Genomic DNA, 11,338 nt, shown 5'->3' on the forward strand with positions numbered 1-11,338 from the left:
CTTGGGAGAATCTGGACAGCAGCGCATCGCATCCGCCGCCGAAAAAGTTCTTATGTCCTCAACCAAACCTCTAGTTCTGAAGGTCTCTCACCACGGGTCAAACGATCAATCAGATGAATTTCACGAGAGCCTGCGTCCCGAACTATCCCTCATTTCTGTTGGGTCAAAAAATGGTTATGGTCACCCGGGTAAGCGGCTACTCGATCTTCTCGCCCGTTCTGGGTCTGAGGTTTTGCGCACTGACCTATCTGGTTCGATCGCCGTTTCGGTTGAAGGGCATTCACTTATCTGGGCGGGGAGCGGTTAGTAGGCTAGAGGAGTGGGAAAAGCAAAACAGGTCAGCTGGCGCGATGCGAAGCCAGCCTCGATTGTTTTTGTTTCCGGACCGGAAGAGTATCTGGCCGACCGAGCTATTCGTTCGATTCGCGATCAACTAAAGGCTTTGGACGCGGGGGTCGAAGTCCACGAACTTCTTGCCGGTGATTACGCGCCCGGTCAGTTTTCGGCTTTTGCCAGCCCATCGTTGTTTATGGAGCCAAGACTTGTACTTATTTCAGGAATGGAGAAGTGCTCTGATGCGCTTATCGAAGATGGTCTGAGCTACCTCTTAGAACCGAGCCTAGAAACCACAATTGTGCTCAGGCACAACTCCTCGAGTGTTCGGGGTAAGAAACTAATCGATGCCATTAGGGCATCGGATCATGCGGTCGAGATTGCTTGCGCGGAAATCAAAAAGGACTCTGACAAATCAGCCTTTATTCAGTCTGAGTTTGCCGCAGCGGGAAGGAAAATTACTCCGGGAGCGCTTCGTGCCCTAGCCGATGCTTTCGCCGATGATTTATCAGAACTTGCAGCAGCTTGCTCGCAACTACTGTCAGATCAGGCTGAGTCAATCGATGAGGCAACGGTCGATAAGTACTTCGGCGGAAGAGTCGAAACCAACGCATTCAAAGTTGCCGATGCCGCCCTCGCCGGACAAAGTGCGGAGGCTTTGGCTCTCTTGCGGCACGCTCTTGCTACCGGCGCCGATCCGGTTCCAGTGGTAGCTGCCTTCGCTATGAAGGTAAGACTGATGGCCAAGGTTTATGGAAATAAGTATGCAAGCGCTGGGAACGTGGGAGCTCAACCCTGGCAGATAGATCGAGCTCGTAAAGATCTAGCAGGTTGGAGCGAGGAGGGACTAGCTAATGCTGTTATGGCGATTGCCACCGCCGACGCTGCTGTAAAGGGTATGGAGAAAGATTCGGTTTTTGCCCTTGAAAAGCTGGTCCTACTTCTTTCAAACAGGGGACAAAAAAACACCGAGACCTAAAAGATCTTGGTGTTTTCTTAAGCAAAGCTTTACTTCAGGGTTGATGCCTTCTTGGAAAGAGAAGACTTGCGGTTAGCGGCCTGGTTTTTGTGAATGACACCCTTTGAAACGGCCTTGTCTAGCTTTCGGTTGGCTGCTGAAACAGCGGCAGCTGCAATAGCCTTGTCGCCACCGGTGGTTGCCTCGCGGGCAACACGGATTGCAGTCTTGAGCTCGCTCTTGACGGCACGGTTACGCTCAGTTGCCTTCTTGTTGGTCAAGATTCTCTTGACTTGGGACTTGATATTTGCCATTTTTTTCTTTCGTTTTGGGGATACCCAACCGCTCTATCTTACTGGCAAGCACGGGCTTGAAGCAACAGCTGATCAGGTTCTAAGGGCTTGGATGCTTGAGGTTATGCGAGAATAGGAGAAAAGCCTCACGGCTCCCACCTAAAGGAAATTGCCCTTGTCGCCACGCGCCAAAACCAAGCTGGAGCCGTCCAAGACGCATCCCGGGCAACTCCGGAATTTTTGCATCATCGCTCACATCGACCACGGTAAGTCAACTCTTGCCGACCGGATGCTTCAGCTGACCGGTGTTGTGGATGACCGCTCGATGCGTGCCCAGTACCTAGACCGCATGGATATTGAGCGCGAGCGAGGAATTACCATCAAGTCTCAGGCGGTTCGCATGCCTTGGGATGTTGGCGGAGAAGTCTTTGCGCTAAACATGATTGATACTCCCGGCCATGTGGACTTCACCTATGAAGTTTCCAGGTCACTGGCCGCCTGTGAGGGCGCGGTCTTGCTCGTTGACGCCGCTCAGGGTATTGAAGCTCAGACATTAGCAAACCTTTACCTCGCCATGGAAAATAACCTCACCATCATTCCAGTTCTGAACAAGATTGACTTGCCAGCGGCTCAGCCGGACAAGTACGCAGAAGAATTAGCAAACCTAATCGGGGGAGACCCAGCGGATTGCCTAAGAGTTTCTGGAAAGACCGGTGTTGGGGTAGGTGAGCTTTTGGACAAAATTGTCGCAACTATTCCTTCTCCTACCGGTGACCCCAGCGCTCCAGCTCGCGCCATGATCTTTGATTCGGTTTACGACAGCTACCGCGGTGTGGTGACCTACGTTCGAATGATCGACGGCAGTTTATCCCCGCGGGAGAAGATCCAAATGATGTCAACTCGGGCGGTTCACGAGCTCCTCGAAATTGGCGTTAGCTCACCGGAGCCTGAACCAACTAAAGGTCTTGGGGTAGGCGAGGTGGGCTATTTGATTACCGGGGTAAAAGATGTCCGACAGTCCAAGGTTGGTGACACCGTCACCACCTCCAACAAACCCGCCACCGAGGCACTGACCGGATACTCTGAGCCATTGCCAATGGTTTTCTCCGGGGTTTATCCAATTGACGGATCTGACTACCCGGAACTTCGGGAAGCACTAGACAAGCTAAAGCTTTCGGACGCAGCTTTGGTGTACGAGCCAGAGACTTCCGTTGCCCTAGGGTTCGGATTCCGTTGTGGATTCCTTGGTCTTTTGCACCTTGAAATTGTGACGGAACGATTAGAACGCGAGTTTGGGCTAGAGCTAATCGCAACGGCCCCGTCGGTGGTGTACGAGGTAACGCTTGATGACGGCAAGGAAATCACCGTGACTAACCCGAGTGAATTCCCGGGCGGAAAAATCCGTAAAGTTTTGGAGCCGATGGTACGCTCAACTATTTTGGCGCCGAAAGACTACGTCGGAACCATCATGGATCTTTGTCAAACTAGACGAGGTGTGATGATCGATATGCAGTACTTGGGAGAGGATCGGGTTCAGCTTCGCTACACACTCCCACTTGCCGAGATTGTCTTTGACTTCTTTGATCAGCTAAAGAGTAAAACGCAGGGCTACGCCTCGCTGGACTACGAAGAGGCGGGATTGGCTGAAGGGGATTTAGTCAAGGTAGATCTTTTACTTCAGGGCGAACAAGTCGATGCATTTAGCGCAATTGTTCACAAAGACAAGGCTTACGCCTACGGCGTGATGATTACCGGCAAACTTCGTGAGCTCATCCCAAGGCAGCAATTTGAGGTTCCAATTCAGGCCGCCATTGGAGCAAGAATCATTGCCCGCGAGTCGATTCGAGCAGTTCGCAAAGACGTTCTAGCCAAGTGTTACGGTGGAGATATTTCTAGAAAGCGCAAGCTCCTAGAAAAGCAAAAAGAAGGTAAAAAGCGCATGAAGATGGTGGGGCGCGTTGAGGTACCTCAGGAAGCATTTATCGCCGCTCTATCTTCTGACGGCGAAAAAAAGGGCGAAAAGAAAGCCAAATAGGATGTCGGGACCACTTCCAGACGGCGACGAAGCTCCGGCGAACGGGCTACTATCAGAAACCGAAATTCAGGGCCACGAATCCAGAACTTTTCACGCCTACGTTCACATTCCATTTTGTAAAGACATCTGCGGCTACTGCGACTTCAATACCTACACCGCGACACAACTTGGAACCCTCAAGCAGAGCGATTATGCGCGCTCTTTGATTTCCGAAATTTCATTTTCCGCGGGGGTGCTCGAAAAATCGGGTGTTGCTCCAAGGAAATTCACGACCGTATTTTTTGGGGGAGGAACCCCATCGCTTTTACCTGCTGGAGATCTAATTCAAATCCTAGATGCGCTCTCACATCAGTTTGGGTTTATCGAAGGTGCTGAAATCACCACAGAGGCGAACCCGGATACTGTCACGGTGGAGAAATTCTCCGAGCTTCGGGAAGCTGGTTTCAATCGGGTATCAATTGGTATGCAGTCCGGGGTGCAGAGCGTATTAAACACTTTGGAGCGAACCCACAACCCCGATAACGTGGCCAAGGCGTTCGAGATTGTTAAGACTCTGGGATTTGGGACCTCTCTGGATCTGATTTTTGGAGCTCCCGGAGAAACACTTGAACAGTGGCGTGAGTCTTTAGAAGCCGCAATCGCACTTTCGCCCGATCACCTCTCTGCCTATTCACTGATCGTCGAGCCAGGAACAAAACTTGCTAGGCAAATAGGCTCGATGGAATTGGCCGATGTGGACGATGATCTGCAGGCGGAAAAATATGAACTAACCGAGACCTTATTATCAGCGGCTGGCTATGGCTGGTATGAAATCAGTAACTGGGCGAAATCCGAAAGTCTTCAGTCCAACCACAACTTGGCTTATTGGATGGGGCAAGACTGGTGGGGCTATGGTCCGGGCGCCCACTCCCACTTAGGATCCGTCCGGTGGTGGAACCAGAAGCATCCTCTCACTTACTCAAAAAAGCTCGAGGGTTTGGTGTCTCCAGCTGCTGGGCGTGAGCAGCTAACTTCTGACATTGCAAGTCTCGAGCGGGTTCTTCTGGAGTCAAGAACCTCATCAGGGATGAGTATTTCTGAACTCGTGGCATTGGAGCCAACCGCTAAGCAAAAAATTCCTCAGCTGATTGCCGATGGACTGATTCAGGCAAAACCCGCCCTAGCGGGGCAGTTGGTGCTAACCGTCCAGGGCAGACTCCTGGCCGATGCAGTGGTTCGAATGTTGACGCACTGAGTAAAGATTCGAAGTTGCGGGTAATATTGGCACTCAGAACCAATGAGTGCTAATAAGGCAGGTGATTTTTAGAATGATTCCGAATCGTCCCCTCGAAGTTCTAAAAGCCATCGTGCGCGATTACATCGCCTCGAAGGAACCGGTTGGTTCTAAGTCTCTGGTTGAACGACACTCTTTCGGTGTGTCGGCAGCGACCATTAGAAACGACATGGCGATTTTAGAAGAAGAAGAGCTGATTGTTGCGCCGCACACTTCAAGCGGTCGAGTCCCAACCGACAAGGGATACCGCATGTTTGTGGATCAATTGAGGGATGTAAAACCATTGAGTGCAGCTGAGCGAGCTGCTATCGAAGGATTTTTATCAAAGAGCTCGGACCTCGATGAAACCCTGGGTCACACAGCAAGACTTTTAGCCCAGCTAACAAATCAAGTTGCTCTGGTGCAATACCCGAGTCTTGGCCGAGCATCCATGAAGCACATAGAACTTATCGTTATTGACCAGCAGCGACTACTACTGATGCTAATTACAGACTCGGGTCGAATCCAGCAGCACGTCCTAGATATCCCAGGGGGATTCCAGGCGGCAGATGTTGAAAAGCTTCGAAACTTTCTGAACGAATCTCTGGGCGGAAAGCCATTAAGGGAAGCGGCGGCTGCCTTTAAGGCCGTGGGTCAAAAAGTTGCTTCCAATCTCAAGCCACTTGCGGACCGTGTCCTCCAGGAGCTTTCGCTGCTGGTCGACGCAAACAGCCAGGAAAAGATTCTGCTGGCGGGGACTTCAAACCTGGCTCGCCGCGGAGAAGATTTCCCTGGAAGTATCTCTCCTGTTCTGGAGGCAATCGAGGAGCAGGTGGTTCTTCTAAAGCTAATTTCTGAAATGCAGGCTGATTCTCACGGCGTCTCTCTTCGGATTGGAAGAGAAAATACAGTAGACGCGTTTTTGTCAACTTCAGTTGTGGTATCAGGTTATGAGAACCAGGGCGATGAGATGGCAAAAGTTGGTGTTATTGGGCCTACTCGCATGGATTATTCTTCCAACATCGCCGCAGTTTTAGCTGTAGCTAGGTACCTAACCAAATCTCTCGGGGGCTCAAACTAATTGGCTGACCATTACGAAGTTCTCGGTGTTTCCAGAAATGCTTCAACAGAAGAAATTAAGAAGGCTTATCGCAAGTTAGCTCGCGAGCTACACCCGGACGTGAATCCCTCCGAGCTAGCCCAGGAGCGTTTCAAGACCGTCACTCACGCCTATGAAGTCCTAGGCGACGAGCAGTCCAGAAGAAACTACGATTCCGGTGGGGGCGAAGCCGGATTTGGCTTCGGGGACATCTTCGAAACATTTTTTGGAGGTGGGTCTCAGCGTGGACCCCGCTCACGCGCCGAGCGTGGCCAGGATGCTCTGCTACGAGTCGAACTGTCATTTGAAGATTCGATTTTTGGGGTTGAGAAGTCAATTCCAGTGGACACGGCTATTTTGTGCGATACCTGCAACGGCAGCTGCGCAAAGCCCGGCACCAGCCCTTCGCTTTGTGACATCTGCAGAGGCAGTGGTCAGGTTCAAACCCAGGTCAGATCACTGCTCGGTTCTGTCATAACCTCAAGCCCCTGTGGATCTTGCCGAGGCTACGGCCACATCATAAAAGAGCCATGCCTTGTGTGTCGAGGTCAAGGACGCGTTCGAGCAAGGCGTGACATTGAACTGAAAATCCCCGCGGGCGTTGAAGATGGACTCAGGCTGCAGCTTGCCGGCAACGGCGAAGTCGGTTTTGGAGGTGGGCCAAGTGGTGATCTCTACGTTGACATCTCAATAGCACCGGACCAGTACTTCGGACGTGATGGTGATGAACTAACTTGCGAACTTGAAGTACCGCTTCATGATGCCGTGCTTGGCACCATGGCAAAAATCAATACCTTTGACGGTGAAATTGAATTGCAGGTTCCGGCCGGAAGTCAAAGTGGAGATATCTTGACAATCAAGGGTAAAGGCTTCGGTAGATTACGTCAGTCCGGTCGCGGTGATCTGCTCGTCACGATTCAAGTAAAGATTCCAAGCAAGCTGGATTCGAAACAAAAGGAACTATTTCGTTCCCTAGCAGGACTTAGAAAATCAGACACGCCTGGTTTAGTTATCAGAAAGTCAGGCTCTTTCCAGGGTCGACGCCGTGGTTGAACCACTGTTTTTTGCAGCCATCGGATCTGACAGTGCGGTGGGCTCATCTTTTACTCTCGGAGGCCCAGAGGCTAAGCATGCGGTAAGTGCTCGGCGTTTGACTATCGGTGAGTCAATTGCGATTAGTGACGGACTTGGGGTAAAGATTCGAGGCACGGTCACAAAGGTTAAAAAAGAAACCTTGGAGATGTCCATTGAGAGCATCGAGCAAGTCTTGGCCCCTAAGTCACAACTTTTTTTGGTTCAAGCTCTAGCCAAGGGTGATCGCGACGAGCTCGCGATTCAGGCCTGCACCGAGCTTGGATTATTCGGGGTGATTCCCTGGCAGGCGGATCGATCGATTTCAATCTGGAAAGCTGAAAAAAAGCAGAAGGGTCAAGCTCGCTGGCAGACAATCGTCACCGAGGCTGCCAAGCAGTCGCTTCGGGCTTTCATCCCCAGAGTTGATCAGGTGCTGGACAGCCAGGAACTTATTTCAGCTCTTGAAGCGTTTGATCAGGTGCTGATTCTGGACCCCGAGGCCGAAAAATCGATAACTGAAATAAACCCGCAAGCTGCGGGGAAAGTAGCCATTGTGGTGGGCCCCGAAGGAGGGATTTCGGAGCAAGAATTGGAGTCGTTCAAAAAGGCGGGCTTTAGTTCCGTGCGCCTTGGAAGCGGAGTCCTTCGCACCTCAACGGCCGGAATGGCGGCAGTTTCCTACCTTCAGGCAAAGTTGGGGGATTGGGTTTAGCCGCGCCGGCAAAAAACTAGACTTATGAGCATGAGTGAAGCAAGCTGTAGTTTCTGCAAAATCGTTTCTCGCGAGATAACGACCGAGTTCGTTGCAGAAACTGCGAACACCCTGGCGTTTTGGGACATCGCCCCGCTTGCCAAGGTCCATCTTTTGATTATCCCCAAAGCGCACCACAAAGACGTTGCCGAACTTTCGCAGAATGCTCCCCAGATTTTGTCCGAGGTTCTAAAAACAGCTACCGATCTTGCTAAAAAGTTCACGTCGGGCTCTTTCAAGCTTCAATTCAATACCGGCGCCGAGGCTGGGCAAACGGTGTTTCACGCTCACGCACACGTGATTTCCGACACTGCAAAGGACGGCTCTTGACCGTTTCTGAATCCAGAGATTCGACCACTGTAGTTGTTGAAATATCGGGCGTTGACCCGGTGTTTGTATTTGGTCCGGAGGATCGCCTTCTGAGGGTCATAGAGGAAAGCTTCCCTGATGTGAAGTTTTTGGCGCGCGGCAACCAGGTTGAGATTACCGGCTTGGGTTCTGAAGTGGCCAAGGCCGAGACAAGAATTAGGCAAATAATTGCAGCGGTCAGCACCGGATCCGAAATCTCTGCAGCCGATCTTAGAAGATCTGAGCCCGACCTTCTATCTCAGAGCATTCTTAGCTCGAGAGGTAAATCGATAAGACCAAAAACTACCGGTCAAAAAAGCTATGTCGAGGCAATCGATAGAAACACCATCGTTTTTGGAATTGGCCCAGCCGGAACCGGAAAGACATACCTTGCGATGGCCAAAGCAGTGCAGGCTTTGCAGCGCAAGGAGGTTTCCCGAATCATCTTGACCAGGCCTGCGGTCGAAGCCGGAGAAAGACTCGGATTTTTGCCCGGAACGCTGTCAGAGAAGATTGATCCTTACCTTCGACCCTTGTTTGATGCCCTCCACGAGATGTTAGATCCAGACTCAGTTCCAAAGCTGATTGCCACTGGAACAATTGAGGTTGCCCCCCTTGCCTACATGCGTGGAAGAACACTGAATGATTCGTTCATTATTTTGGATGAGGCGCAGAATACAACCGGTGAGCAGATGAAGATGTTTCTGACCCGCCTGGGCTTCAATTCGAAGATGGTAATCACCGGAGACATAACCCAGATTGACTTACCCGGGGGAGCTTCTGGCCTGACCATCGCTTCAAAGGTTCTTGATGCTGTTGATGGAATTCACTTCGCCAGAATGAGTTCAAAGGATGTCATCAGGCATCCATTGGTTGGGCAGATTGTGGACGCCTACGATTTAGCTGCTAAGAAACCGAAGAAAGATGCTCAAAAGTGAGTATCGAAATCAGTAACGAGACTGACCATAGGGTCGACGAATTAAGAGTCCTAAAGCTTGCCGGCTTTGCTTTGGATCGCATGAAGATTCACCCCGGTGCCGAGCTTGCCATTATCTTTGTTGACGAACCCGCCATGGAGGCCCTTCACATTCAGTGGATGGACGAGCCCGGACCGACCGATGTACTGAGCTTTCCAATGGATGAGCTTCGCCCGGGTACAGAACACGAACCAACACCCGCGGGCCTACTTGGCGATGTTGTGATCTGCCCTTCGGTTGCCGAGCGTCAGGCCGACACCGCTGGTCACGAAACCATGAACGAGATATTGCTCCTAACCGCCCACGGCATTTTGCACCTTTTGGGCTTTGACCACAGCGAACCGGAGGAAGAAAAAGAGATGTTTGGAATCCAGAAGTCAATTCTTCAAGCCTTCTACGAGAGTGAGAGTGTTTAGCTTGTCAGGTAGTTCTAGATTCGATTTTTTATTGAATTTTTTCAAAAAGCCAGAAGTAGACTCCACCGAGGCAGAGGAGTATGAGCAAGAGCTCATCGATTCAGTTGAGGAATTTTCTGAAACCATCACACGGGAAGTTATGGTTCCTCGAATTGACATCGCAACCATTACTTCAGATGCCAGCCTCGATTCGGCGATGACAATTTTTCTTTCAAGTGGATACTCAAGACTTCCAGTGACTGGAAAAAGCACTGACGATATTCTTGGAATGCTTTATCTGAAAGACGTTGCAAAGGTGCTGCACGAGAGCCCGAAATTGATGCTAGAAAAAACTACCGAACAACTAGCTCGAAAGGCCGTTTTTGTCCCCGAGTCAAAACCACTTAAGGATCTGTTGCAAGATATGCAGCGCAGCTCTACCCACGTCGCGATTGTTATCGACGAGTACGGAGGGGTAGCTGGCCTTGTCACCATGGAAGATGTAATTGAAGAACTTGTTGGAGACATCGTCGATGAGTACGACCGAGAAATTCCAGACGTTGAGACGATTGAAGAGGGTCTGTACCGGGTCAATGCTCGCTTTGCGCTGTTTGAACTCGGCGCACTATTTGAAATGGAGCTGGAAGACCAAGACGTAGATTCGGTCGGAGGGTTACTCACCAAAGAGCTTGGGCGACTGCCCAAAGTCGGAGATCAGGTTGAGGTTCACGGTCTTGAACTGACCGCAGATAGAGTTGAAGGCCGGGGCAAGCGACTGCTCACAGTTGTAGTGAGAGCGCAACTAAAACCTCTGGTTGAGGATTCTGAAAACGATGACTAATGAATTCCGAGCGGGCTTCGTCTCTTTTGTAGGAAGGCCCAACGTCGGGAAATCAACTCTCACCAACGCTCTAGTCGGTGAAAAGATTGCGATTACTAGCGATAAGCCTCAAACCACAAGAAGAGCCATTCGTGGCATTGTCCACTTACCCGAGGGTCAACTAATCATCGTTGATACTCCTGGGCTTCATCGCCCGCGCACCCTGCTGGGTCAGCGATTAAACGATTTAGTTGCCTCGACACTTTCCGAGGTAGACGTGATTGGAATGTGTTTTCCAGCTGGCGACAAAATTGGCCCCGGGGATCGATTCATCAATGAACAGCTTGGGGATTTTAGAAGAGCAAAGCTCGTTGCCATAGTCACCAAGAGCGAGACTGTTTCCAGAGAGTCGCTGGCTAATCAGCTAATGGAAGTTTCAAAACTTCGTGACTGGGCCGAAATCATTCCAGTGTCGGCGATTGGGGGTGAACAGCTTGAGGAGCTAACAAAGTTGCTATTGGACCTGATGCCAGTTTCTCCTGAGCTTTACCCGAAGGACATAAACACCGATGAATCGATTGAGTCCAGGATTTGTGAATTGATTCGCGAGGCATCCCTCGAGGGAGTTAGGCACGAGCTCCCTCACTCTTTGGCCGTCACCATGGACGAGATGAAAAAGCGTCAAGATTCGGATTTGATAGACATTCACGCCAATATCTTTGTGGAGAGGGACAGCCAAAAAGGGATTGTGCTGGGTAAGGGTGGTGAGCGACTGAAGGATGTCGGGACCCGCTCTCGCAAGGAAATAGAGGCGCTCTTGGGAGCCAGGGTATTTTTGAGCCTGCGCGTAAAGATTGCCCACGAGTGGCAAAGGGACCCAAAGCAGCTGGGAAAGCTTGGCTTTTAAGTGCTAGCGTTATGAACGTGTTCTTCGAGCTACTACTTAGTGGCCGCGACGAGGCCTAAATTCGGCCCTCCTCGTCGCGGAGCTTTAGTCATGGCT

Annotated in this window: 13 protein-coding genes; 12 read left to right on the forward strand and 1 reads right to left on the reverse strand. The window is 51.0% G+C overall.

Going from position 1 to position 11,338, the window contains the following annotated elements:
* Together WAO31_RS05900 and holA are read left to right on the forward strand one after the other, a co-directional pair.
* The coding region (locus WAO31_RS05900; RefSeq protein ID WP_509591396.1) for a ComEC/Rec2 family competence protein at positions 1 to 307 on the forward strand (307 nt) is incomplete at its 5' end.
* 12 nt (positions 308 to 319) lie between these two features.
* Entirely contained in the window at positions 320 to 1,312 is a 993-nt protein-coding gene (gene holA / locus WAO31_RS05905; protein WP_509591398.1) for a DNA polymerase III subunit delta, read from the forward strand.
* A gap of 29 nt (positions 1,313 to 1,341) precedes the next feature.
* Here holA and rpsT read toward each other — a convergent pair whose 3' ends face one another.
* The gene (rpsT, locus tag WAO31_RS05910) at positions 1,342 to 1,605 is read right to left on the reverse strand and encodes a 30S ribosomal protein S20 (RefSeq protein WP_509591400.1); all 264 of its coding nucleotides are present in this window, start codon (positions 1,603 to 1,605) and stop codon (positions 1,342 to 1,344) included.
* 154 nt (positions 1,606 to 1,759) lie between these two features.
* Here rpsT and lepA point away from each other — a divergent pair, with 154 nt between their 5' ends.
* From lepA to era, 10 genes are all read left to right on the forward strand, one after another.
* Entirely contained in the window at positions 1,760 to 3,619 is a 1,860-nt protein-coding gene (lepA, locus tag WAO31_RS05915; RefSeq protein WP_509591402.1) for a translation elongation factor 4, read from the forward strand.
* A gap of 1 nt (position 3,620) precedes the next feature.
* Positions 3,621 to 4,853, forward strand: coding sequence for a radical SAM family heme chaperone HemW (gene hemW, locus WAO31_RS05920; protein ID WP_509591404.1), 1,233 nt, complete (start codon positions 3,621 to 3,623; stop codon positions 4,851 to 4,853).
* A 73-nt stretch (positions 4,854 to 4,926) separates the two neighbouring features.
* Positions 4,927 to 5,952 (forward strand): heat-inducible transcriptional repressor HrcA, encoded by a 1,026-nt coding sequence (hrcA, locus tag WAO31_RS05925; protein ID WP_509591406.1) that lies wholly within the window; start codon positions 4,927 to 4,929, stop codon positions 5,950 to 5,952.
* A complete protein-coding gene (dnaJ, locus tag WAO31_RS05930) occupies positions 5,953 to 7,023 on the forward strand; it encodes a molecular chaperone DnaJ (RefSeq protein ID WP_509591408.1) in 1,071 nt (356 codons plus the stop codon).
* Positions 7,016 to 7,756, forward strand: a complete 741-nt coding sequence (locus WAO31_RS05935; protein ID WP_509591411.1) for a 16S rRNA (uracil(1498)-N(3))-methyltransferase — start codon at positions 7,016 to 7,018, stop codon at positions 7,754 to 7,756. The genes dnaJ and WAO31_RS05935 overlap by 8 nt, the downstream gene beginning before the upstream one ends.
* A 30-nt stretch (positions 7,757 to 7,786) precedes the next feature.
* Entirely contained in the window at positions 7,787 to 8,125 is a 339-nt protein-coding gene (locus WAO31_RS05940; RefSeq protein WP_509591413.1) for an HIT domain-containing protein, read from the forward strand.
* Positions 8,122 to 9,081, forward strand: a complete 960-nt coding sequence (locus WAO31_RS05945; protein WP_509591416.1) for a PhoH family protein — start codon at positions 8,122 to 8,124, stop codon at positions 9,079 to 9,081. Before WAO31_RS05940 ends, WAO31_RS05945 begins: the two co-directional genes overlap by 4 nt.
* Complete coding sequence (gene ybeY / locus WAO31_RS05950; protein ID WP_509591418.1) at positions 9,078 to 9,536, forward strand: rRNA maturation RNase YbeY; 459 nt, start codon at positions 9,078 to 9,080, stop codon at positions 9,534 to 9,536. The genes WAO31_RS05945 and ybeY overlap by 4 nt, the downstream gene beginning before the upstream one ends.
* Positions 9,537 to 9,567: 31 nt before the next feature.
* Complete coding sequence (locus tag WAO31_RS05955; RefSeq protein WP_509591421.1) at positions 9,568 to 10,356, forward strand: hemolysin family protein; 789 nt, start codon at positions 9,568 to 9,570, stop codon at positions 10,354 to 10,356.
* A complete protein-coding gene (era, locus tag WAO31_RS05960; protein WP_509591423.1) occupies positions 10,349 to 11,242 on the forward strand; it encodes a GTPase Era in 894 nt (297 codons plus the stop codon). The genes WAO31_RS05955 and era overlap by 8 nt, the downstream gene beginning before the upstream one ends.
* Positions 11,243 to 11,338 lie beyond the last annotated feature (96 nt).

The organism is Rhodoluna sp. (assembly GCF_049276775.1).
Lineage (GTDB): Bacteria > Actinomycetota > Actinomycetes > Actinomycetales > Microbacteriaceae > Rhodoluna.

What these genes read in the sequence shown, in the direction of transcription:
- rpsT (WP_509591400.1), bottom strand. Translation starts at nt 1,605, where the DNA reads ATGGCAAATATCAAGTCCCAAGTCAAGAGAATCTTGACCAACAAGAAG.
- hemW (WP_509591404.1), top strand. Translation starts at nt 3,621, where the DNA reads ATGTCGGGACCACTTCCAGACGGCGACGAAGCTCCGGCGAACGGGCTA.
- hrcA (WP_509591406.1), top strand. Translation starts at nt 4,927, where the DNA reads ATGATTCCGAATCGTCCCCTCGAAGTTCTAAAAGCCATCGTGCGCGAT.
- WAO31_RS05940 (WP_509591413.1), top strand. Translation starts at nt 7,787, where the DNA reads ATGAGTGAAGCAAGCTGTAGTTTCTGCAAAATCGTTTCTCGCGAGATA.
- era (WP_509591423.1), top strand. Translation starts at nt 10,349, where the DNA reads ATGACTAATGAATTCCGAGCGGGCTTCGTCTCTTTTGTAGGAAGGCCC.